This window comes from Streptomyces sp. AP-93, from assembly GCF_022808175.1.
GTDB lineage: Bacteria > Actinomycetota > Actinomycetes > Streptomycetales > Streptomycetaceae > Streptomyces.
The window spans coordinates 100103-122522 of record NZ_JALGBX010000021.1 but is presented as its reverse complement, the minus strand read 5'-3'; the positions used below and the strand labels follow the sequence as shown (position 1 = coordinate 122522).

Sequence of the window (22420 nt, the reverse complement as noted above, 5' to 3'; positions counted from 1 at the left end):
TCCGGCATATACCAGCCGTGGCCAGCACTATGAACTGGGCGTAATGTCGCATGAGTTCGCGTCTCGAAGGGCTACTGGCTATCCCTTGAGTTCCGCCACGGTTCGCGCGCGGTTGCTCAGCTCGCGCACCGCGCGGACGGTCGTATGCTGCTTGAGGCGGAGCGCCATCACCTCGAAGTGTTCGTCGCCCCTGGCCGAGGACAGGTCCTCGTACTCGTCGAGGAACCGGCCCCAGGACTCGCAGGCGGCCTCCACGTGCCCGATCGTGAGCTGCCGCTGGGCCAGCAGGCCGTACGCGTGGAGACGCCCTTGCCTCTCGTGTGCCGGCTGCACCCGGATCGACTCTTTGAGGGTTCGGACGGAGCCCGGGACGTCCTTCGTCTCGTTGAGGACGTGCGCGACGTGGAAGAGGTAGGCGGTCCGGTCGTAGCCCCCGATCGATTCGCGCCGGTCGTCTGCCTGTCCGAGTGCGGCCTCGGCCTCCCGGAGCCGGTCGAATGCCTGCCGCTTGTCTCCTACCATCGCGGCACCGTGGGCCTGTTGGCCGCGTAGGAACGCCACCAGTCTTGGTCCGGCCACGGGGGCGGCTTCGGCGGCCGAGTCGGCGAGCTCCAGCGCCCGTCGGCCGTAGCCGAGGTTGGAGGCCTGGAGGCTCATCCCGCGCAGTGTCCGGCAGTAGGTGACGTGGTCATCCGCTTCGCCGGCCAGCTTGAGGGCGCTCACGTAGTAGTCCTGGCCGAGGCGGTGCTGACGTTCGTACATGGCCATCCACCCCGTGAGGTAGACGAGGTCCGAGGCTGCGGCGAGCATGCTGCGCCGTACTGGGGCTGAGGCCTCCGCCTTCAACCAGGGACCCACCGAGTTGACGAGGAACGCGGCGGCCATCGGGCGTGCATGCCCTGCGCCAAGCTCGTCGAGGATGTCGGCGATCCGGTCCGTCATCGACCTCACGGCATCCACCTGGCCCTGGCCGACTCGCGTTGTAGCCTTTCCCGGCCTTATGGGGTCGGGGCTGTCGGCTCGCGCGAGCTCGGGGAACAGGGGGATGGCCAGCGCTGCGGAGAACACACCGGCCGCGATGACGCGACGGCGGGATGGATCCATGTCAGCCCTTCCGAGGTCTACGAGGTCCCGGACGGTGTCCGTCTCTTCCCTGTCCGACGGGGCCGTGAGACCGGCTTCGGCGTAGGTGACCGGCCGGCCGAGCTTCCGCTCGAAGGCTTCGATGATCAGCCCCCTGACCTGTGCGCGGGGTTGATGGCCGGCGATCCATTGAGATACGGCGGGCTGACCGTACTTGAGCCCGATCCCAGCCTCCGCGCCGAGACGGTTGATGATCGAGGCGAACTGCTGTCGCGACCATCTGGCCTGTTCGAGCAGCGCGGGCAGGCCGGTGTTGGGTGTGCGTGAGTGTTGCGCCATGTGCAGCTCCCGACCGGTGCATGGCTTGCATACTTCTCCGACCGTTCAACGGTACTCGCGGACAGGGGTCGTGGGGTTACCTCTTCATACCCGGTGGTGATCGAGCGGGAGTTGTTCGCCCGCTGACGACGGTAGGGAGCGGTCGATGACCGACGACGGTGAATGGCACGAGTCCACGGCTACGGGCGGCGGCGTATGCAGCAGCCTCGGCGAGGCGCTCCTCCAGATGGCCGCGGCGATAGAAGCCGGGGTCGAGGAGGCCGCCGAGACGGACATCATCGAGGTCCTCACCACCGAGCCTGAGATGATGAGGCTTGCCGAGCTGACCTTGCGCCTGCTCACTCACTGCAAGTGCCTCGCCGTCGGTCTCGGCGAAATCGCGCCCGCGCAGCGCTCACCGCGCGCACTTGGCGCGTTGCGTGACTGGGGGGACGTCGACTCCGCAGACCCGGAGCTGGACACCCGCTACGACGCCACCAGCAACCTCGCGTATGCGCGGATGTTGGCCCTGATCGCCCGCAGCCTGTTGACGGCGCTCCGGGATCACCGGGCCGCTCTACCAGCGACAAGGGCTTTCGTGGGCCGTACGGGCGCGCCTCCGATCGCGCCGGGTCAGGCCGGCCGGTGAGCGACCACGTGCGGCCTCTTCCGGTCGGGTGGCTCGTGATGTGAACTACGCGAAGCGCTCGCGAAGTTTGTACTTGAGGACCTTGCGCAGGGCGTCGTTGCGGGGGAGGGCGTCCACCAGTTCCAGTTGTTCCGGGAGCTTGTGGGTGGAGAGGCCCTCCGTGCGGAGGTACGAGGTCACCTGGGCCAGGGTCAGCGGGGCCGCGCCCGGGGGCTGTTCGACGACCGCGCAGACGCGTTCGCCGCGTTCCGGGTCCGGCAGGCCTATGACGGCGACGTCGGCCACGGCGGGGAGCTGGTGGAGCAGGTCCTCGATCTCCTTCGCCGAGATGTTCTCGCCCTTGCGGATGATGACGTCCTTGCTGCGGCCCGTCAGGACCAGGTAGCCGTCCTTGGTGAGGTGGCCGAGGTCGCCGGTGATCAGGTAGCCGTCGGTGTCGAACACGCCGGTGTTCTGGTCCCGGTTGAGATAGCCCTGGCAGACGGCCTCGCCGCGCAGCCGGACCTCCCCGTCGGTGTCCGGGGGGAGGAGCGTGCCTTCCGGGGTCGTGATGCGGATCGACATGCCCTTCGGGGGCCGGCCCTCCGTGGTGGCGAGGTTCTCCGCGGTGTCGTCCGGGGCGCCCATCGTGATCATGGGGACCTCGGTCATGCCGTAGCCGTGGGTGAGCTGGCAGCCCAGTTCGCGGACGACCGCGTGGTAGATCTCCGGCGGCTTCGGGGCGCCGCCGCCCGCGAGGAGGCGGAGGGTGGGGATGAGTCTGGCGGACGGGTCCTTGCGCTGCTCGGTGAGGAACATCGAGTAGAAGGCCGTGGAGCCGCCGGCGACCGTGACTCCGTGGCGGCGGTAGCCGTCCAGGGCGTCGGGCATCGCGAACTTCTCGAACAGGACCGCCGGGAAGCCGTAGAGCAGCAGCATCACCGTGTAGTCGGGGCCGGCGATGTGGGCGAACGGGAAGGCCATCGAGCCGACGTCGTCCGGTGACAGGTGCAGGGCGTGGGCCAGGCAGGAGCCGCCCGCGATGAGGGAGCGGTCCGTGTGCAGGACGCCCTTGGGGTCGGAGGTGGTACCCGAGGTCCAGTAGATCCACCGGACCGCGACGCCCTCCTCGGGGGGCGGGGGGAGCACCGCCGGATCACCGGTGGGGAGGGACTCGTAGGCCTCGAAGACGCCGTGCGCGCCGAGGCGGTGCGCCATCGCGGTGTGGTCGAAGCCGCGCCAGACGCCGGGGACGGCGAAGAACTCCGCCTTCGACTCGCGCAGGGCGAAGCCGACCTCGCGGTCCCGGTAGAAGGGGATGACGGGCGTCTGGACGGCGCCGATGCGGGCGAGGGCGACCGAGAGCAGCACGGTCTCGATGCGGGTGGGGAGCTGCCAGGCGACCACCGTGCCGGGGCGCACGCCCATGCCGTACAGGCCGGCCGCGACCTGCTCGGAGCGGTCGCGCAGCTCCGCGAAGGTCAGCCGGCGGTCGTCGCCTGGGTCCTCGGCGGCCTCGATGAGGACGGGGGCGTCGGGGGTGATGGCGGCCCGGCGGGTGATCAGGTCCCAGAGCGTGCGGGACCGGCTGAGTTCGACTGCGGTGCTGTCCGTCATCCCGGACCGACCTCCCCTGGCCGACATGACCTGACGGATAGTCAGATCAAGCGCAGAGCGTAGGGCGCGGACGCTTGTCGGTCCAGAGGCGGGGAGCTAGCTTGGTTCCAGATTTCTGACGCTCCATCAGATTCGCCGGAGCGGCGGATCGGAGCGACGGAGCCATTCGGCATGCGGCGAGGGGACATCATGGAACTGCCTCGGATCATCAGCGTCGACGACCACGTCATCGAACCGGCCCACCTCTTCGACGTGTGGCTGCCCGCCAAATACCGCGACCGCGGGCCCAAGGCGCTCACCGCCGGCATCGGCGAGCTCGCCTACACCGGCGGCAAGTACGTGATCACCATGGACCCCGACGGCCCGCCCACCGACTGGTGGATCTACGAGGACCTGAAGTTCCCGTACAAGCGCAACATCGCCGCCGTCGGCTTCGACCGCGACGAGATGACCCTGGAGGGCATCACCCGCGAGGAGATGCGGCGCGGCTGCTGGGACCCCAAGGCGCGCCTCCTCGACATGGACCTCAACCACGTCGAGGCCTCCCTGTGCTTCCCGACCTTCCCGCGCTTCTGCGGGCAGACCTTCGCCGAGGCGAAGGACAAGGAAGTCGCCCTCGCCTGCGTGCGCGCGTACAACGACTGGATGGTCGAGGAGTGGTGCGGGGACAGCGGCGGCCGCCTCATCCCGCTCTGCATCATCCCCCTCTGGGACATCGACCTGGCCGTCGCCGAGATCCGCCGCAACGCCGCGCGCGGGGTGCGGGCCGTGACCTTCTCCGAGATCCCCACCCACCTCGGCCTGCCCTCCATCCACTCCGGCTACTGGGACCCCTTCTTCGCCGTCTGCCAGGAGACCGGCACCGTCGTCAACATGCACATCGGGTCCAGCTCCCAGATGCCCGCCGCCTCCCCCGACGCCCCGCCCGCCGTCCAGGCCGCGCTCAGCTTCAACAACGCCATGGCCTCGATGATGGACTTCCTGTTCAGCGGCGTGCTCGTCAAGTTCCCGACGCTGAAACTGGCGTACAGCGAGGGCCAGATGGGCTGGATCCCGTACGCCCTGGAGCGCGCCGACGACGTGTGGCAGGAGCACCGCGCCTGGGGCGGGGTCAAGGACCTGATCCCCGAGCCGCCGTCCACGTACTACTACCGGCAGATGTTCTGCTGCTTCTTCCGCGACAAGCACGGAATCGCCTCGCTGGACGTCGTCGGCCGCGACAACGCCACCTTCGAAACCGACTACCCGCACGTGGACTCGACCTTCCCGCACACCAAGGAGGTCGCCCTCGACCACGTCAAGGGTCTCGACGAGGAAACCGTATACAAGCTCATGCGCGGAAACGCCATCCGTATGCTCGGTCTGGACTTCGACAAGGACCGGCGGACGGGGCGGTAGGCGCAGTGGACCTCACCTACACCGAGGAGGAACGGGAGTTCCGGGCCCGGCTGCGGGCCTGGCTCGCCAAGGAGCTCCCCGGGCTGCCTCCCAAGCCCTCGCCCGACGACTGGCCGGGCCGCCGCGCCTACGACGCGGGCTGGCAGCGCAGGCTGTACGACGCCGGGTACGCCGGACTGCACTGGCCGGTGGACGCGGGCGGCCGCGGGGCCACCCCCACGCAGCACCTGATCTTCCTGGAGGAGACCGAGCGCGCGGGGGCCCCGTACGTCGGCGCGAACTTCGTCGGGCTGCTGCACGCCGGCCCGACCATCGCCGCCGAGGGCACCGCCGAACAGCGCGCGCGCTGGCTGCCGCCCGTCCTGCGCGGCGACGAGGTGTGGTGCCAGGGCTTCAGCGAGCCGGACGCGGGCTCCGACCTGGCCTCGCTGCGCACCCGCGCCGTCCGCGACGGCGACGAGTACGTGATCACCGGCTCGAAGATATGGACCTCGCACGCGGAGGTGTCCGACTGGTGCGAGCTGCTGGTGCGCACCGATGGGGACGCCCCCAAGCACCGCGGGATCTCCTGGCTGGCCATGCCGATGGACGCGCCCGGGGTGACGATACGGCCGCTGCGCACCCTGGCCGGGTCCACGGAGTTCGCGGAGATGTTCCTCGACGAGGTACGGGTCCCGGTCGCCAACCGGGTCGGCGCCGAGAACGACGGCTGGCGGGTCACGATGGTGACCCTGTCCTTCGAGCGCGGCACCGCCTTCGTCGGCGAGGTCGTCGCCTGCCGGCGCACCCTGGGCGAGCTGGCGCGCACCGCGAAGGCGAACGGCCGCTGGGACGACCCGGTGCTGCGGCGCCGGCTGGGCCGGCTGTACGGGGAGTTCGGCGCCCTGTGGCGGCTCACCCAGTGGAACGTCAGCGAGTCCGAGCGCTCGGGCGGGGTCCCGGGCATCGGCGGCAGCGTCTTCAAGCTGGCGTACTCGCACGCGCGCCAGGAGCTGTACGACACGGCCGCCGAGGTGCTGGGCGCGCAGTCCCTGTCCCTGGACGAGGAGTGGACCCTGGACCGGCTCTCCTCGCTCTCGTACACGATCGCGGCGGGCACCTCGCAGATCCAGCAGAACATCGTGGCCGAGCGGATCCTCGGCCTTCCGAAGGGCAGGTGAGCGTCCGTGGACTTCCAGCCGACGCAGGACCAGCGGGACCTGCGGGCGGGCGTACGGGACCTCCTGGCGGGCCGGTACGGGCGCGAGGAGCTGCGCGCCTCGGTCGACCGGGCGGCCGCCACGGGCCGGTCCGTGGATCGTGCGCTGTGGCGGGAGCTCGGCGAGGCCGGGTTCTTCGCGCTGCGGCTCCCGGAGGACGAGGGCGGGGTCGGACTCGGGATGCCGGAGGCCGTCCTCGTCTTCGAGGAGGCCGGGCGGGCCCTGCTGCCGGGACCGCTGGTCGCCACCCACCTGGCCGCCGGGCTGGTCGCGGGGGCCGCGGAGGGGGAGGCGGTGGTGACGGCCTTCGACCTGGAAGGCCCGCTGGTGGCCCACCTCGGCGAGGCCGACGCGGTGCTCGGCGCGGACGGGGAGCCGGTCGAGCCAGCCGGCGGGTACGGCGCCGGGGAGCCGGTGCGCTCCGCCGACCCGCTGACCCCGCTGGCGCGGGTGCTGCTGCCGGGGGAGCCGGTGGCGTCCGGCGCGTACCGGGACGCGGGGGCGCTGCTGACGGCCGCGCTGCAGCTCGGCAGCGCGCTGCGCACGGTGGAGCTGGCGGTGCGGTACGCCAAGGAGCGCGAGCAGTTCGGACAGCCGATCGGGGCGTTCCAGGCGGTCAAGCACCTGTGCGCGCAGATGCTGGTGCGGGCGGAGGTGGCCCGTACAGCCGTCTACGCGGCCGCGGTGACGGCCGATCCGGCGGAGGTGGCCGGCGCCAAGCTGCTGGCCGACGAGGCCGCCGTACGCAATGCCCGGGACTGTCTGCAGGTGCACGGCGGGATGGGCTTCACCTGGGAGGCGGACGTACACCTGCACCTGAAGCGGGCGTGGGTGCGGGCGGAGCAGTGGCGGACCGCGGCGCAGGCGGAGGAGGCGCTGGCGGCGGAGCTGCTGGCGGTGGTGGAGTAGGCGGTGGCGGAGTAGGCGGTGGTGGGGCAGGCGGCGGCGGAGTAGGCCGGGCCCGGGTGGGCCGGCCTTGCCGGCCGACCAGCCCGCCGTGTGCTCGCTCGCTGTGACGGAGGGGTGCGGGAGGGACGGCGCGGGACGCATGTCCGATTACGGAGAGTTGATATCGGTTTGTGTCCTTCGCCCGACTCATTGCGGCCCGGAGCCGGGGGGCCGCTCCGGTACGCTCCCGGGAATGCGAGCGGTTGAGCGGCGCGAGCGCCGCACAGTATGCACCACGCCCACTCCTTCACGCTGGAATATGCCCGAAGCGCTTGTTGTGGTGACTGTATGTCAACCATGCTGCTCCGCAAGGGGGTCACACTCGGTGACCCCGTCCTGTCGCGAGGCGAAGTGTCCGCCGGTTCGGATGGTGTGAGCGGTGCAGGTGCTTCAGGTTCAGCTGGAGGTAGGACCGGACCCCGCCGAGGTCGGCCGGGCCCGCCGATGGGCCCGCTCCCGGCTCGCGGGCTGCGGCATAGGGGATGACGAGCCGCTCGCCGAGACGCTGATCCTGCTGATCTCCGAGCTGGTCACCAACGCCGTCGTGCACACCGGTTGTCCGGCCGTGCTGCGCATGCTCTTCGGGGAGCCGGGGGTGCGGGTGGAGGTCGCGGACGCGAGCGACCGGGCGCCGTCCCCGCGACAGGCCGCCGGGGACGACACGGGCGGCCGTGGACTGGAGCTGGTGGACGGGCTGGCGGACCGCTGGGGCTGGCAGCGCGAGGGCGCCGGGAAGCGGATCTGGTGCGAGATCGACCGCGCCGAGAAGAGTGCGGGGGAGTTCGCCGGGGGGCCCGCGGGGGACGCTCCGGGCGGGCCGGAAATCCAGGGCGCGATCCGGGAACCGCGCGTGTACCTCTAACGAGGTGTTGACGGTTCGTCAACTGGTGATCACTCTTGTGTTGAACGATTCGTCGCGAGGGGACGCCAAGGGTCAGTCCTGCCTTGACGAGTGCGGGTCGTGGGGTGGCGGCCGCCGTGCCGCGCTCGGGGCGTGCATGCGCGCCGCCGCCACCCGCAGAACCCTTCCGTGAACTTCTCCGTCGTGTTCGTGCCCCCGTCGTGCAATGCGATGGCGCCCCCGGGTCGTCTTGGGTGTGAGGGGGTGAGGCCGGGTGGAGCCATCCGAAGAATCGTTTGCGGAGTTCGTCGCGGCAGAGGGACTCCCGTTGCTCCGCACCGCGCGGCTGCTGACGGGCGACTGGCACCTGGGGCAGGACCTGGTGCAGGTGACCCTGGCCAAGGTGTACGACCGCTGGGCTCGCGCGGGCCGCTACGACGCGCCGGTCGGCTACGCGCACAAGGTCATGGTCACCACGTACTGCACCTGGCGCCGCAGGCGCTGGCACCACGAGCTTCCCCACGCGGCCCTGCCCGATTCCGCCGGCGGCCCGGGCACCCCGGGCGGCCCGGGCGGTCTCGGCGCCGACGCGGCCGAGGCGGTCGCCGCCTCGGACCTGCTCGAACGCGCCCTGCTCGGCCTGCCGCGGCGCCAGCGGGCCGTACTGGTGCTGCGCTACTACGAGGACCTGGCCGTCGAGCAGACGGCGGAGATCCTGGGCTGCCCGAACGGCACGGTGACCAGCCTGGCCGCGCGGGCGCTGACCCGCTTGCGGTCCCACCCCGACCTCTGGCCGGGCGACGGCACGAGCACGAGCAGCAGTAGCAGCAGCACCAGCACCAGCACGAGCACGAGCACGAGCATGGGCACGAGTGAGGCGGAGGCGCGATGAACGGGTTGCCCGAAGAAGAGCTGCGCCGCGCCCTGCACGCGCTGGCGGACCGGCCGGCGGTGCCGCTCGCGGTGCCCACGCCGCAGGCTGCCGTCCGGGCGGCCGCCCGGATCCGCGGGCGCCGGAGGGCGGCCGGGGCCGCGCTGGTGGCGGCCGTCGCGGTGCTGGCCGTCCTCGCCCCGCAGTGGTCGGGCGGCGGGTCCCGGATGCCGGCCCCGCCCGCCGCGTCCGCGGGACCGCCGAGCGAGCAGGCCGAGGCGACGGCGCCGGCCGTTCAGACCGACCCGGCGCTCGGGGTCCCGTACGCGCACACGCTGTACGTGCACTGCGGGATCCGGTACACGAAGTTCGGCGGCCGCTGGTGGCGCGCCGAGCCGGAGGTGCCCGAGGAGGCCCTGGACGCGGCCCTCAGGGCGAACCCGTACACGGCGGGCACGATGGTGCTCGTCTCGGAGGTCGAGGCGCGCTTCGTCCGCAGCGGCCCGGACCTCGCGGTCACCTTCCGCCCCTTGGCGGTCGAACCACCGCCCTGCCGCTGAGAGTTGGCGTACGGGCCTCGGTCCGCCCGGGCCCGGGCCGGGTCCGGGCCGGGTCCGAGTGCCCGCGGTTCGCGTGGAACTATGAGGTGTCCATGACGTGTCTCTGGTCGTGGCGCGTCGTCCCACCCCGAAGACCCACCTCACCGCAGGAGGAGCGCATGGCAAACCCGTACGAGGTGACGCCTCCGCCCGCCCCGGGGCGCCGTGGGGGCAGACTCCCCGGCTTCCTCGTCGTCGTTGTCCTCGTTGTCCTCGTGCTGCTCGTCGCAGGCGTCTACGGAGCCTCCCAGTGGCTCGGCAAGGACGGCGACACGGGCGACGCCAAGGCCTCCCCCTCCGCGTCGGCGTCCGCCGAGCCGTCGTCCAAGGACCCCGGGAATCCGGAGTCCTCCTCCGACACGTCGAGCACGTGGGCGGTGGGCGACTGCGGCGGCCCCGACCCGGACAACAGGCCGGACGGCTACCGGCCGCAGAAGTGCTCGGCGTCCGGTGCCACCTTCAAGGCGATCGACATCAAGGACGCCAGCATCCTGCCGGGCGCGATCCAGTGCCCGCCCGGCACCGACCTGATGATCCAGGTGAGCATTTCCTACGGTTCTGCGAAGTCGGGCGGCATCCCCACCAACACCGTCTGCGGCCGCAACCTGACCGGCGAGCACCCCGGTGACGCGGGCGCCGGCGGCGGCCAGCTGGTGCAGGGCGACTGCGTGACCGACCAGGCGCAGGAAGTGCCGTGTGCCCCGGGTGGGTCGGGCACGTACAAGGTGCTCGGCCTGGTCAAGACGAAGGCCGAGTGCCCGTCCGGCACCACCGAGCCGATGCGGCTGACCATGGCGGTGGGCCGCCCGTACGACGTGATCTGCGCCAAGGGCTGACCGTAGGGCGTGCGAGGCGGTGGTCCCGGACCACCGCTCCTGCACTGCGAACGGAATTACCCGCATTTGAGCCTAGGGCGCACCGGTCGGGATGTCGACTCGGCGAGTCTCCCCGCAGCCGCCTACCGTCGAGGTATGAGCGGGATTGTCGTGGTGTACGAGATGTCGGGTGACGACGAACGGTCCGTCCTGCGTGTGCATGCAGCGCCTGCCGCCCCGGGAATGACCACGGTCCCGGGTCCGAGGACCTTCTGCGGCAGGGACACCTTCGCCATGGAGGCGGCCTCGTGGACGCCATCCGGAGATCCCGGTTCCCCGTGGTACCCACCGCAGGACGCGAGCCGGATCTGCCCCACCTGCGATGACGCGGCCGACGGCGGTTGAGCACCCCCCGAACCGACGGCCTGTGGGAGACGACGACGGACCTATGGCCGTCGCGGGAAAGAGGATCGTGATGAGCACTGCGGTTCTGAGAATCCTCCGCCTTCAATGCGAAAGGTCCAGCGAGGATGCGGGCGATGAAGTGAGCATGCGCCTCGACGGCGTTCCGGTCTGGCCGGCCGTCGGCGAGCGCGACTACCCGCCGATGACGAGTGGGCAGGACATCGGGTTCGCGAGAGATGTGCTGATCCACCACGCCGATGCGGTCCTCACTCTCCACGATCTCGACGATCTCAGCGCCGACGACGTTCTCGGCAGCATCAGGATCCCTGCCGGCGAGGCGGGTACGGGGGAGCACACCCGGGACATCCTCGGCCCCGAGTCGCACTACAAGCTGACTTACAGGGTCGGGAAGATCACGTTCTGAGGTCCCAGGCCAGGGGAGGGGTCCGCCCCCGCCCTGCTACCACGGACGCGGCATCGCCCACCCGACGGTGATGAATGTGCCGTTCGCCGCCATGCACATCTAGCGGCTCATTACGCTCAAACCATGGACGCACACCCCGAGGAAATGCGCTCCGCCGCTGTGGTGGTCGCCCGCGACGAGACCGGCCTGGTTGCGCTGCTCACCTCCCGCTTCCCCCGCCACGGCGGCGACTTCCTGTTTCTGCCCGGCGGACGCATGGAGCCCGGCGAGGACCCCGAGACGTGCGCCCGCCGTGAGCTGCGCGAGGAGGCTGGGGTCACCGCCACCCTCTGGCGCCCGCTCGGCGCGTATGCCATCACCCTCGGCGCCACCGCCCGCGTCCACCTGTACCTCGCCGAAGGACTGACCCTTGGCCCGCAGGAGCTGGAGCCCTCCGAAGCCGACTTCAAACTCACGTGGTGGCCGATGGCCGAGGCCATCAACGCGGCCACCGAGGGCCGCTTCCTCCTCCAAGGCGGCCCCCTCGCGCTCCTCCTCGCCGAACGGACCGAATAGGACCAACCTCATGGCCGTGTAGCGAACCCGTATGCCGACGCCCCGCACCTGAGCCATCGGGAGCGGGGCATCCCTGTGTCCGTAGGGCGTGCGCGCCGGTCCGGCGGACGGCCGCTCAGAGGATGGCGACCGGGGCCACCGGGGTGCCCACCGCGCCGACGAAGGGTTCCGGCATGGCCGAGAGGAGGAAGGAGTAGCGGGATTCTTCCGCACAGGCTGTGGACAACTTTTCGAGGTTCCAGTTCTGGCCCTGGTGCATGCCCATCTCGACCAGGTCCAGGGCGTGCACCGGCAGCCACAGGTTCTCTATCTCCGGCGGGAAGATCTCGAAGGTCAGGGTGTCGTTCGCGACGGCCGCCACGTCCCGCGCGTGGAACCACTCGGGCGTACGGACGGACAGGCCGGGCGACGGGTAGCCGTAGCCGTGCTTGTCGCCCGCGAGGTAGACCTGCACCTGCCCGGTGCGGACCAGGACGATGTCGCCCGCGCGGACGGTGACGCCGCCGAACTCCTCCGCCTGCTCCAGGTCCTCCGGGGTGACCGCGTGCCCGCCGGGGAGCCGGTCCAGGCCCTTGGCGCGGGCCACGTCCAGCAGGACCCCGCGCGAGACGATGTGCCCGGCCTTGTCGATGCCGCTGAACTCGGCGCGGCCGTGCGCCGTGATGGTGCCGGCCGGGCGGCCGTTGTAGATCTTCCCCGAGTGCGAGACGTGCGTGAGCGCGTCCCAGTGCGTGCCGGCCTGCAGTCCGAAGGTCACCGCGTCGTCGCTGCACGCCACCGTGCCCGGGCCGAAGAGCTCCTGGTTGATCTGCACCATCGTGTGCAGCGGGTTGATCCGGCCGGGGATCATGCCGGACTGCACCCCGTCCTCCTTGAGGGGCAGGGCCAGGGGGATGCGGCGCCCGGTGCGGATCTCGGCCGCCGCCGCGCGGACGACCTCGTCGGTGATGAGGTTGAGGGTGCCGATCTCGTCGTCGGCGCCCCACCGGCCCCAGTTGTTGACGCGCTTGGCGATGTCGTGGAACTCGGCGGGCATGGCCATGGATCTCATCAGCTCCTTGAGGGGGAATTGGGCGGTGGTGGCGAACTGGGGCTTGTGCTGGCGTATCGAGGTGCCCATAGAATCTAACGGACCGTCAGAAAACGCGGGAAGGGGCCGGACGTGGGGAACTTCTTGGCAGGCAAAGTCGTCGCCGTCACAGGCGCCGGCCGGGGCATCGGGCGGGCCGTGGCACTCGCCGCGGCCGCCGAGGGTGCCAGGGTCGTCGTCAACGACTACGGCGTGGGCATGGAGGGCAACGAGCCCACCAGCGAGATCGCCGAAGCGGTGGTGAAGGAGATCGTCGCCGCGGGCGGCGAGGCCGTCGCCGTCGCCGACGACATCTCGACCATGGCGGGCGGCCAGCGCATAGTCGACACGGCGCTCGCCCAGTACGGACGCATCGACGGAGTCGTGTGCGTCGCCGGCATCCTGCGCGAGCGGATGCTGTTCAACATGTCCGAGGAGGAGTGGGACCCGGTGGTCGCCACCCACCTCAAGGGCACGTTCACCGTCTTCCGTGCCGCCTCCGCCGTCATGCGGCGCCAGGGCACCGGCACGCTGATCGGCTTCACCAGCGGCAACCACCAGGGCTCGGTGGCCCAGGCCAACTACAGCGCCGCCAAGGGCGGGATCATCTCGCTCGTCCGCTCCGCCGCGCTGGGCCTGGCCAAGTACGGGGTCACCTCCAACGCCGTCGCACCCGTCGCGCGCACCCGGATGTCGGCCAACGTACCGATGGAGCTCAAGGAGATCGGCGAGCCCGAGGACGTGGCGGCGCTCGTCACCTACCTGCTCTCCGACAAGGCCGTGGCGGTCGGCGGCGAGAAGATCACCGGGCAGGTCTACACGATCGCCGGCCCCAAGATCGCCGTCTGGGCCCAGCCCCGCGAACTGCGCGCCGGCTACGCCGAGGGCTCCTGGACTCCCGAGAAGATCGCCGACTTCCTGCCCGGGACCGTCGGCACCGACCCGATGCCGATGCTCGCCCAGCTCGAAGCCATGGCCAAGGCGGCGGCCGCCAAGGACCGCCCCAACGCGTAGGCCCTGGCCGGGCGTTAGGGGTGGCCCGGTGGCCCGGTGGCCCGGTGGCCCGGTGGCCCGGTGCGTACGCGTACCAAGACGCGACAGAGACGGCCCAGCGGCCGGACAGGAACCGAGGGGGGTACGACCATGGACTTCCGCTTCGACGAGGAGGCCGAGGAACTGCGCGGCCGCGCCCGGGCGTGGCTGGCGGAGCACCTCGTGGGCCCGTACGAGGAGGCCGTCGGCCTCGGTGGGCCGGGCAGTGAGCACGAGGGGGTCGAGATCCGGCGTGCGTGGGAGCGCGAGCTGGGGCGCGAGGGGTGGATCGGCCAGGGCTGGGAGGCTGATGGCTACGGCAACCAGCGCCTCTCCCTCACCGGGCAGGTGGTGTGGGCCGAGGAGTACGCGGCCGCGCGCGCCCCGGCCCGGGTCGGCCACATCGGCGAGAACCTCCTCGCGCCGACGCTGATCGCCTACGGCTCCGCGGAGCAGCGGGCCCGCTTCCTCCCCGGCATCGCCCGCGGCGAGGAGCTGTGGTGTCAGGGGTACTCCGAACCGGGCGCCGGCTCCGACCTCGCGGGAATCCGTACGACGGCGGTACGGGACGCCGGTCGGGGCGCCGACGGCCTGTTCCGGGTGACCGGGCAGAAGATCTGGACCTCGCTCGCCCAGGACGCGGACTGGTGCTTCGTCCTGGCGCGCACCGGGGCCGGGTCCGTGCGGCACCGCGGGCTGTCCTTCCTCCTGGTCCGCATGGACCAGCCGGGCAAGGTCGAGGTCCGGCCGATCCGGCAGATGTCGGGGACCTCCGAGTTCAACGAGGTGTTCTTCGACGGGGCGGTCGCCGCCGAGGTGGTGGGCGGGGAGGGCAACGGCTGGTCCGTGGCCATGGGACTGCTCGCGCTGGAGCGCGGGGTCTCCACGCTCGTCCAGCAGATCGGCTTCGCGGCCGAACTGGAGCGGGTGGTCCGGGCGTACGTGGACGCGGGCGCGGGCGACCCCGTCCTGCGCGAACGCCTCGTACGGCAGTGGGCCGAGCTGCGCACGATGCGGTGGAACGCCCTGCGGACGCTGGGCACCGCGGGCGCCGCGGGCGCCTCGGGCGGCGACCCCGGCGCGCCCAGCGTGGCCAAGCTGCTGTGGGGCGGCTGGCACCGGCGGCTCGGGGAGCTGGCGGTGGAAGTGCGGGGCGCGGTGGCCACGGCCGGGCCGGGGCACTGGTCGCAGGGGACCCCGTACGAAATCGGACTCGACGAGGAGCAGCGGCTGTTCCTGTTCACCCGCGCCGACACCATCTACGGCGGCTCGGACGAGATCCAGCGCAACATCATCGCCGAGCGCGTGCTCGGCCTGCCTAAGGAGTCCAGTTGAGAGGCGTCGTATTCGACGGCAAGCAGGCCCAGGTGGTCGACGATCTGGAGATCCGGGACCCGGGGCCGGGGGAGGTGCTGGTCGCGATAGCGGCGGCCGGGCTGTGTCACAGCGATCTGTCGGTGATCGACGGGACGATCCCGTTCCCGCCGCCGGTGGTGCTCGGGCACGAGGGTGCGGGCGTGGTGGAGGCGGTAGGGTCCGGGGTCACGCACGTGGCGCCCGGTGACCACGTCTCGCTGTCCACGCTCGCCAACTGCGGGGCGTGCGCGGACTGCGACCGCGGCCGGCCGACGATGTGCCGCAAGGCGATCGGGATGCCGGGGCAGCCGTTCTCGCGGGGTGGCAAGCCGCTCTTCCAGTTCGCGTCCAACTCGGCCTTCGCGGAGCGGACGATCGTCAAGGCCGTGCAGGCGGTGAAGATCCCCCGGGACATCCCGCTGACCTCGGCCGCGCTGATCGGCTGCGGGGTCCTGACGGGCGTGGGCGCCGTACTGAACCGGGCGAAGGTGGACCGCGGCGAGACGGTGGTCGTCATCGGCACCGGCGGGATCGGGCTGAACGTGCTCCAGGGCGCGCGGATCGCGGGGGCCACGACGATCGTGGCGATCGACGCGAACCCGGCGAAGGAGGCGGTGGCCCGGCAGTTCGGCGCCACGCACTTCATCGACGCCTCGGCGGTGGCGGACTCCTCGGCGGCCGTGAAGGAGATCCTGCCCACCGGCGCGGACCACGCCTTCGAGTGCGTGGGCAACGTGAAGCTGATCCGGCAGGCGATCGACCTGCTGGACCGGCACGGGCAGGCGGTCCTGCTCGGCGTGCCCGGCTTCACGGAGGAGGCGGCCTTCCAGGTCTCGTCCATGTACCTGGACAAGACGATCATGGGCTGCCGGTACGGGTCCTCGCGCCCGCAGCGGGACATCGCGCTGTACGCGGAGCTCTACCGGCAGGGCAAGCTGCTGCTCGACGAGCTGGTCACGGAGGTCTACCCGGTCGAGGACTTCGCCAAGGCCGTGGACGACGCCCACCACGGGCGGGTGGCGCGGGGGGTCCTCACGTTCTGAGTCCGTCTCTTCCGCTGGACCCGTGGCCGGTCCCGCTCTCCGGAGCGGGGTCGGCCGCGGCGCGTTTCAGTACCGCCGTTTGACCACCCAGGCCAGGGCGGGCACCGGGGTCGGGCTCGCGGCCCGATCCAGCCGCAGGCGAAGACGGCGGAGGCGGCGGCGAAGGCCGGCTCGGCGGTCAGCGGCGGGTACGGGGACACCGGGGTCAGTGCGCAGGCGAGCGCGCCGATCGCACTGGCCACCATCAGCCGGCCGGTGATGCCGGTCCACCGGCTGCGACCCGGCTCGGACGTGTTCCTCATGGCCTCCCGCCCGTTCGAGATCCGCAGGATAGCGGCGGGGGCGTGCGCTCTGGTGTGGGGGCCGTCAGTCGGTGAAGCGGCCGAAGCGGCCCTTGTGGAAGAGGAGGGGCTCGCCCTCGCCGGCCGCGCCCATGGCCTCGACCCTGCCCACCACGATGAGGTGGTCCCCGCCGGTGTGCACGGCGTGGATCCGGCAGTCGATCCAGGCGGGCACCGCCTCGAGCTGCGGCGATCCCGTGGCGGGGGCCGGGGTGTGGGCGACTCCGGCGAACTTGTCGGCGCCGCTGACGGCGAAGGCCCGGCACAGCTCGCCCTGTTCGGCGCCGAGGATGTTCACGCAGAACACCCCGGTGCGTGCGATGCGGGGCCAGGTGGTCGACGTACGGGCCACCATGAAGGTGACCAGCGGCGGGTCGAGGGAGAGCGAGGCGAAGGACTGGCAGGCGAAGCCGGCCGGGCCGTCCTCGTCCTCGCCGGGCGGTGAGGTGATGATCGTGACCCCGCTGGCGAAGTTCCCCAGTACGGCACGGAATTCCGCGGGGCTGACGGGCGCGCGCTCGTCTTCGCCGACGGCCCGCAGATCGGGGCGGGGCAGTGCTTCGACGGGCTCGGTCCCGGGCTCCGCGGCGGCGGAGGGGAGGGATCCGACTGATCTGAGGTATCGGACGACGGTGGCCGCCATCCCTGCGTGTCCCATCACACGGACGATTGAAGCTGACGGTGCGTCAGATAGGAAGAGGAGTGTAGGGTCCACATCAATTGAACGTGTTCAACCGATGTGGATGTGAGGGTTCACCGTGTCGGACCACATGGTCGTCACGCCGCCGGGCAGGGGCTCCTGGAGCGGCATCGCGCCCGGTGCGGGAACCGTCGCCGCAGCGCAGTTCCTGGTCGCGGCGCTGTTCTGGTGGGTCTCACCGGGGCAGAGCGACGCGTACGGCGTGGGCTACGGCACGTTCGCCATCGGCCTGATCCTCGAGGTGGCCCTCGGGTGCATCGTCCTTCCGCCGCTGTCGCTCGCAGCGGGCTGGGTGCACGGAGCGCTCTTCACCACCCCGGTGATGATGCTCTCCCACGCCGTGGGCGTGCACGCCCGGATCCCCGCGCCCCGGTGGGCCGGGCCCGTGCTGGTCCTGCTCGCAGGCCTGTACGCCGCACCGGTGGCCCTGGTGACGCGCACCTCGTACGTCACCACGTGGGGCTGGATCGCGGCCGCCGGGGTGCTCCCGGTGGGGGTCGCGGTATACGCGCGGATGCGGCAGCGGACGAAGCTCCGGGTGCGGCTGTGGACGCTGGCGGCGACCGTGATCGCGGTACCCGCCGCCTTCGCCGCCGGCTTCCTCATGCCGCCGTACCAGCCTCCGGTCCTGGAGCGCGCCGACTACGTCGGCGTGTGGACCGGCGGCGGCGTCGAGCTGGAACTCGACGCGCAGGGCGTGGCGACGGCGGAGGGGCTGCCGGTGGACAACGGATTCGACGAAGCGGGCCGCTGTTCGGGGCGCGGGACCTGGGAGCACGCCGCCGGGACGACGGCCGACGGGACGACGGCCGACAGGACGACGGCCGGCGGCTACGGGGCGGGCGTGGTCCTGTCCATCGAGGAGTGCGAGAAGGCCTCGCTGTCCTGGGACGTGGCCGGCACGGCGGAGCACCCTCAGCTGTTCGTGCTGATCGGCGACCCGGACGGCGGGGACGTGCGCGTGCTGCGGAAGCGGGCGCGGTAGGCGGTCGGCGCCACGTCCAGGGCGTGCTGGAACACCCGGCGCATGGTCTCGGCGGAACCGAAGCCGGACCGCTCGGCCACCGCGTCCACCGGATCGTCGCCCGCTTCGAGGAGCGCCTGCGCCGCTTCGAGCCGCACGGACTCCACGTACCGGCCCGGCGTCATCCCCGTCTCGGCGCGGAAGAGCCGGGCGAGGTGGCGGCCGCTGACCCCGGCCTCCCGGGTGACCTCGTCGAGCGTGAGCCGGGGGTCGGCCCCGATGGCGTCCATGACCGTGCGCAGGACCGGGTGCCTGGCCTCGCGCGGGGTCAGGCGGGCGCTGTACTGGGACTGGCCGCCGGGCCTGGCCATGAAGACGACCAGCTCCCGCGCGACCTCCCGGGCCAGGGCCGGCCCGTGGTCCTCCTCGACCAGGGACAGCGCGAGGTCGATGCCCGAGGTCACCCCAGCCGCGGTGACCACGTGCCCGTCCTGGACGAACACCGGATCCGCCTCCACCCGCACCAGCGGATACGCGGCCGCGAGCTGCGCCGCGAGCCGCCAGTGCGTGACCGCCCGCCGCCCGTCGAGCACCCCGGTCTCCGCCAGCACGAAGGCCCCGGCACACACCGAGGTGACCCGGCGCGAGCGGCGCACGAGCTCGGCGACCAGGCCCGTCAGGGCCGCATCGGCGACGGCCCGCCGCCAGTCGCTCCGGCCGGGGACGACGAGGGTCCCGGGGCGGGCCGGCAGGCTGTCGGGGCCGCCGTCCGCGCCGATGCGTACGCCCGAGGAGGTGCGGACGTCGGTCCCGTCCGGGGAGACGATCCGGACCTCGTAGCGGGCTCCGGCTCCGGCGCCGTGGACGTTGGCGGTACTGAACACCTCGGCGGGACCCGTGACATCGAGCAACTGCACGCCGTCGAAGGCGACGATGACGACGGGATGTGCGGCTCCTCGGCCCAGGGGGTGCGCGGCTACTCGGCCCACGGGGAGTCCAGGATCAGGCGTACGAAGTCCCCGCGCTCGAAGCCGGGCACGTGGTGCGCGAGGACATCGGCCTTGACGTTGCCGAAGGCCGTGCCGGGCTTGGGTGCCACGCCGTCGGCGAAGGCGCGCAGGATGCGCTCCTTGAACCGCGGCCGCGGGTGCAGGGCGACCACCGCAGCGCGGTCCGCCTCGGCGAGGTCGTGGTAGCCGATGCCGAGCACGTCGTACTCCACGCCCGCCGTCACCAGTGCCACCTCGGGCTCCATGTGCTCCGGGATGCCCGGGGTGGTGTGCAGGGCGATCGCCGTCCACACCCGGCGCACCGAGTCCTCGGGGACCTGGTGGCTCCGCAGGAACCGGCGGGCCTCGTCGGCGCCGTCCACCTCGAAGCGGCGGCCGCTGGAGCGGAAGGGCTCGGTGAGGCCGAGGTCGTGGAACATCGCGGCCACGTAGAGCAGTTCGGGATCGGCCTGGACACCGAGGCGCCGGCCCTGGAGGCTGCCGAAGAAGTACACGCGGCGGGAGTGGTCGTAGAGCAGCTCGCCCACGCTGTCCCGGACGAGCTCGGTCGCCTCCTTCGCCAGTCGTGAGTCCGGTACCCGGATCGTCGTGTGCGGGAGTGCGCGTGCGAGTGCGTCGCTCGTCGTCATGGTCCGGCCCCTTTCTCGGCTCCCTGCGGGTCCCCACCAGTCTTCGGGGCCGCGCGTCCTCCCACCATGGCCATCACGCCACACATCCCACAGATACGGACACGGCAGGGGCCGTACGGGTGATTCCCCCGCCGTACGGAGCCCTCTGGAGGGCGGGCCCCGGACGGGCTCGGCATCGTGGCGGGGGACCGGAGGCAACACCCCCGCACCAGCAGCAGCACCAGCACCAGCAGCATCAGCAGCGGCGCACGCACAGGAGGACCTTCATGCTCGGCACCGATTTCCGCAAGGGATCGCCCAACTGGCTCGACCTCGGGAGCCCCGACACCGACGGGGCCGTCTCGTTCTACACCGGCGTCTTCGGCTGGGAGTACGTATCCCTCGGCCCGGAGGCGGGCGGCTACGGCTTCTTCCAGGTCGACGGCAAGACCGTCGCCGCGCTGGGGCCGCTCACCGAGGAGGGCGCGACCCCGGCGTGGATGCTGCACTTCAACACCCCCGACATCCAGGAGACGACGGCGGCCGTCAAGGCGGGCGGCGGAGTCGTGCGCATGGAGCCCGGGGACGTCATGGGCGAGGGCTGGCTGGCGCAGTTCACCGACCCGCAGGGCGCGGAGTTCGCGTGCTGGCAGCCGGGCAAGACCGCCGGGCTGGGGCTGACCTCCGAGGTGAACAGCCTGGTCTGGGCCGAGCTGCACGCGCCCGACCCGGTCGCGGCCGTCGAGTTCTACGCCGGCCTCTTCGGGTGGCGCTCGGCGGAGATGGAAGCACCCGGGATGACGTACCGGGTGCTGAGCATCGCCGACGGGGACCAGGAGGACGGCTCCTTCGGCGGGGTCGCACCGCAGGGCGACGGCGCGGGCGAGGGCGCCGGGGCGAACGAAGTCCCGCGGTGGGTCCCGTACTTCAACGTCGCCGACGTGGACGCGACCGTGGCCGCCGTCCGGGGCGGCGGGGGCTCGGTCCTGATGCCCGCCGCGGACGTCCCCGAGGTCGGCCGGATGGCGTGGACCGCGGACCCGGCGGGAGCGGTGTTCGCGCTGCTCACGCCGGACCCGCAGATGTAGGTCACCGTCCTGCCCGTCCTGCCCGGCCTTCCCGTGCTCCCCGGCCTTCCCGGCTAGCGGCCGCGGTACTTCGGGGTCCGGCGCTCCACGAAGCTGGCGACCCCTTCGTTCGCGTCGGCCGTGGTCATGTTCAGCTCCTGGGCGGTGGCCTCGGCGGCGAGCGCCGTCGCCCGGTCACCGTCCAGGGAGGCGTTGACCAGCTGCTTCGTCAGGGCCAGGGCGCGGGTGGGGCCCTGCGCGAGGCGCTCCGCCCACTCCCGGGCGGTCTCCTCCAGGGCCTCGGCGGGCACCACCTTGTTGACCAGGCCGAGCCGCTCGGCCTCGGCGGCCGGTACGGCGTCCCCGAAGAACATCAGCTCCTTCGCCTTCTGCGGGCCGACGAGGCGGGGGAGGAGGTACGCGCCCCCGCCGTCGGGGACCAGGCCGCGGCGGACGAACACCTCGATGAAACGGGCCGGTTCGGCGGCGATGACCAGGTCGCAGGCGAGCGCGAGGTGGGCGCCGATGCCGGCCGCGGTGCCGTTCACGGCGGCGATCACCGGCTTCTCGCAGTCGAGCACGGCCGTGATCAGGCGCTGCGCGCCGAGCCGGATCATGCGGGCCACGTCCCCGGCGACCCGCTCCGCGGGGGCGGCGGGCGATCCGCGCAGGTCGGCGCCGGCGCAGAAGCCCTTGCCGGTGGCGGTGATGACGACGGCGCGTACGTCGGGGTCGGCGGAGGCGTCGGCGAGCAGCCCGATGACGCGCTCGCGCTGGTCCCAGGTGACGGCGTTCATGGCCTCCGGGCGGTTGAGGGTGATCCAGGAGACGCCGCTCTCGAAGCGGTGGAGGACTTCGTCCTCCGGGGTGCCGGTCATGGTGGAACTCCTGTTCGTGGGTGGGTGCGGCGCCGTTGCCGGGGACCAGTCCCCGGGCCCCTGCGCCTCAAACGCCGGCGGGGCTGGGTTGTGGCCGGCGTGGCCGGGGCTGCGGGTGGGGCCGGTGCCGGGGTCGGGGTGGGGTGTCGGCCTGGACTGCATGATTTAGGCGCCCCCTGCTCTACTCCGACAGGGCGCGGGCTGCACCTGCGCCACAAATCACGCTTTACGTCCCGGCCGACACCCCACCCCGCCCCCGTCCCCGGCCCGGCGCAGCCCATTCAGCCGTCCGGCGTTTGAGGACCGGGGTCGGGGGCGGAGCCCCAGGGGTCCGGGCGCAGCCCAGGGCCCCTGCTTTCAGCCCGTCGGCGTTTGAGGACCGGGGTCCGGGCTGCGCCTGGTGGTATCCCCAGCCCCGACGTCGTTTAGGGCGCGGGTCCGGGCTGCGCCCGGTGGTATCCCCAGCCCCGACGTCGTTTAGGGCGCGGGTCCGGGCTGCGCCCGGTGGTATCCCCAGCCTCGCCGGCGTTTGAGGCGCGGGTCCGGGCTGGCCCGGGGAACGGTGGAAGGGCGGGTAGGGGACTTCGCCCCGCAGGGCCACCTCACCCGCACCGGCCCACCGGCCCCGCACCGGCCCACCGGCCCCGCACC

At 72.1% G+C, this 22420-nt stretch carries 23 protein-coding genes; 16 read left to right on the top strand and 7 right to left on the bottom strand.

Annotation, left to right across the window (positions count from 1 at the left end; genetic code table 11):
• Positions 1 to 78: 78 nt before the first annotated feature.
• The gene (locus tag MTF69_RS30195) at positions 79 to 1422 is read right to left on the bottom strand and encodes a hypothetical protein (RefSeq protein ID WP_243339353.1); all 1344 of its coding nucleotides are present in this window, start codon (positions 1420 to 1422) and stop codon (positions 79 to 81) included.
• A 145-nt stretch (positions 1423 to 1567) separates the two neighbouring features.
• On the opposite strand from MTF69_RS30195, the gene MTF69_RS30190 reads away from it, so the two are divergent.
• Positions 1568 to 2050: a hypothetical protein gene (locus MTF69_RS30190; RefSeq protein ID WP_243339352.1), complete on the top strand. Its 483-nt coding sequence runs from the start codon at positions 1568 to 1570 to the stop codon at positions 2048 to 2050.
• Between the two features lie 45 nt (positions 2051 to 2095).
• Here the strand turns inward: MTF69_RS30190 and MTF69_RS30185 are convergent, their stop codons facing one another.
• Positions 2096 to 3646: an AMP-binding protein gene (locus tag MTF69_RS30185; protein WP_243339351.1), complete on the bottom strand. Its 1551-nt coding sequence runs from the start codon at positions 3644 to 3646 to the stop codon at positions 2096 to 2098.
• Positions 3647 to 3832: 186 nt separating this feature from the next.
• On the opposite strand from MTF69_RS30185, the gene MTF69_RS30180 reads away from it, so the two are divergent.
• The 10 genes from MTF69_RS30180 to MTF69_RS30135 all read left to right on the top strand — a co-directional run bounded on the left by MTF69_RS30180 (position 3833) and on the right by MTF69_RS30135 (position 11701).
• Entirely contained in the window at positions 3833 to 5044 is a 1212-nt protein-coding gene (locus tag MTF69_RS30180; protein ID WP_243339401.1) for an amidohydrolase family protein, read from the top strand.
• Positions 5045 to 5049: 5 nt separating this feature from the next.
• On the top strand, positions 5050 to 6204 hold the full coding sequence (locus MTF69_RS30175; RefSeq protein WP_243339350.1) for an acyl-CoA dehydrogenase: 1155 nt from the start codon (positions 5050 to 5052) through the stop codon (positions 6202 to 6204).
• A 6-nt stretch (positions 6205 to 6210) separates the two neighbouring features.
• Positions 6211 to 7152 (top strand): acyl-CoA dehydrogenase family protein, encoded by a 942-nt coding sequence (locus tag MTF69_RS30170; protein WP_243339349.1) that lies wholly within the window; start codon positions 6211 to 6213, stop codon positions 7150 to 7152.
• A gap of 418 nt (positions 7153 to 7570) precedes the next feature.
• Entirely contained in the window at positions 7571 to 8053 is a 483-nt protein-coding gene (locus MTF69_RS30165; protein ID WP_243339348.1) for an ATP-binding protein, read from the top strand.
• A gap of 253 nt (positions 8054 to 8306) precedes the next feature.
• A complete protein-coding gene (locus tag MTF69_RS30160; protein ID WP_308401471.1) occupies positions 8307 to 8924 on the top strand; it encodes a SigE family RNA polymerase sigma factor in 618 nt (205 codons plus the stop codon).
• Complete coding sequence (locus MTF69_RS30155) at positions 8921 to 9463, top strand: hypothetical protein (protein WP_243339346.1); 543 nt, start codon at positions 8921 to 8923, stop codon at positions 9461 to 9463. The genes MTF69_RS30160 and MTF69_RS30155 overlap by 4 nt, the downstream gene beginning before the upstream one ends.
• A gap of 158 nt (positions 9464 to 9621) precedes the next feature.
• Positions 9622 to 10338, top strand: coding sequence for a hypothetical protein (locus tag MTF69_RS30150; protein ID WP_243339345.1), 717 nt, complete (start codon positions 9622 to 9624; stop codon positions 10336 to 10338).
• A gap of 135 nt (positions 10339 to 10473) precedes the next feature.
• Positions 10474 to 10722: a hypothetical protein gene (locus tag MTF69_RS30145; protein WP_243339344.1), complete on the top strand. Its 249-nt coding sequence runs from the start codon at positions 10474 to 10476 to the stop codon at positions 10720 to 10722.
• Positions 10723 to 10744: 22 nt separating this feature from the next.
• Positions 10745 to 11146, top strand: coding sequence for a hypothetical protein (locus MTF69_RS30140; RefSeq protein WP_243339343.1), 402 nt, complete (start codon positions 10745 to 10747; stop codon positions 11144 to 11146).
• 123 nt (positions 11147 to 11269) lie between these two features.
• Positions 11270 to 11701 carry an NUDIX hydrolase gene (locus MTF69_RS30135; RefSeq protein WP_243339342.1) on the top strand — a complete coding sequence of 144 codons (432 nt, stop codon included), beginning with the start codon at positions 11270 to 11272 and terminating at the stop codon, positions 11699 to 11701.
• A 115-nt stretch (positions 11702 to 11816) separates the two neighbouring features.
• Here the strand turns inward: MTF69_RS30135 and MTF69_RS30130 are convergent, their stop codons facing one another.
• Positions 11817 to 12743 carry a cyclase family protein gene (locus MTF69_RS30130; RefSeq protein WP_243339400.1) on the bottom strand — a complete coding sequence of 309 codons (927 nt, stop codon included), beginning with the start codon at positions 12741 to 12743 and terminating at the stop codon, positions 11817 to 11819.
• A 120-nt stretch (positions 12744 to 12863) separates the two neighbouring features.
• Between MTF69_RS30130 and MTF69_RS30125 the strand changes: the two genes are divergently transcribed.
• From MTF69_RS30125 to MTF69_RS30115, 3 genes are all read left to right on the top strand, one after another.
• Entirely contained in the window at positions 12864 to 13784 is a 921-nt protein-coding gene (locus tag MTF69_RS30125; protein WP_243339341.1) for an SDR family NAD(P)-dependent oxidoreductase, read from the top strand.
• A 129-nt stretch (positions 13785 to 13913) separates the two neighbouring features.
• On the top strand, positions 13914 to 15137 hold the full coding sequence (locus tag MTF69_RS30120) for an acyl-CoA dehydrogenase family protein (RefSeq protein ID WP_243339340.1): 1224 nt from the start codon (positions 13914 to 13916) through the stop codon (positions 15135 to 15137).
• Positions 15134 to 16201, top strand: a complete 1068-nt coding sequence (locus MTF69_RS30115; protein ID WP_243339339.1) for a Zn-dependent alcohol dehydrogenase — start codon at positions 15134 to 15136, stop codon at positions 16199 to 16201. Before MTF69_RS30120 ends, MTF69_RS30115 begins: the two co-directional genes overlap by 4 nt.
• A gap of 366 nt (positions 16202 to 16567) precedes the next feature.
• Here the strand turns inward: MTF69_RS30115 and MTF69_RS30110 are convergent, their stop codons facing one another.
• Entirely contained in the window at positions 16568 to 17185 is a 618-nt protein-coding gene (locus MTF69_RS30110) for a flavin reductase family protein (protein ID WP_243339399.1), read from the bottom strand.
• Between the two features lie 115 nt (positions 17186 to 17300).
• Here MTF69_RS30110 and MTF69_RS30105 point away from each other — a divergent pair, with 115 nt between their 5' ends.
• Positions 17301 to 18227, top strand: a complete 927-nt coding sequence (locus tag MTF69_RS30105; protein ID WP_243339338.1) for a hypothetical protein — start codon at positions 17301 to 17303, stop codon at positions 18225 to 18227.
• Here the strand turns inward: MTF69_RS30105 and MTF69_RS30100 are convergent.
• Positions 18158 to 19195, bottom strand: coding sequence for a GlxA family transcriptional regulator (locus tag MTF69_RS30100; protein WP_243339337.1), 1038 nt, complete (start codon positions 19193 to 19195; stop codon positions 18158 to 18160). The genes MTF69_RS30105 and MTF69_RS30100 overlap by 70 nt on opposite strands.
• The gene (locus MTF69_RS30095) at positions 19183 to 19845 is read right to left on the bottom strand and encodes an HD domain-containing protein (RefSeq protein ID WP_243339336.1); all 663 of its coding nucleotides are present in this window, start codon (positions 19843 to 19845) and stop codon (positions 19183 to 19185) included. The genes MTF69_RS30100 and MTF69_RS30095 overlap by 13 nt, the downstream gene beginning before the upstream one ends.
• Before the next feature lie 266 nt (positions 19846 to 20111).
• On the opposite strand from MTF69_RS30095, the gene MTF69_RS30090 reads away from it, so the two are divergent.
• Complete coding sequence (locus MTF69_RS30090) at positions 20112 to 20912, top strand: VOC family protein (protein WP_243339335.1); 801 nt, start codon at positions 20112 to 20114, stop codon at positions 20910 to 20912.
• 53 nt (positions 20913 to 20965) lie between these two features.
• On the opposite strand, the gene MTF69_RS30085 is transcribed toward MTF69_RS30090, so the two are convergent.
• Positions 20966 to 21769 (bottom strand): enoyl-CoA hydratase/isomerase family protein, encoded by an 804-nt coding sequence (locus MTF69_RS30085; protein ID WP_243339334.1) that lies wholly within the window; start codon positions 21767 to 21769, stop codon positions 20966 to 20968.
• Between the last annotated feature and the right edge of the window lie 651 nt (positions 21770 to 22420).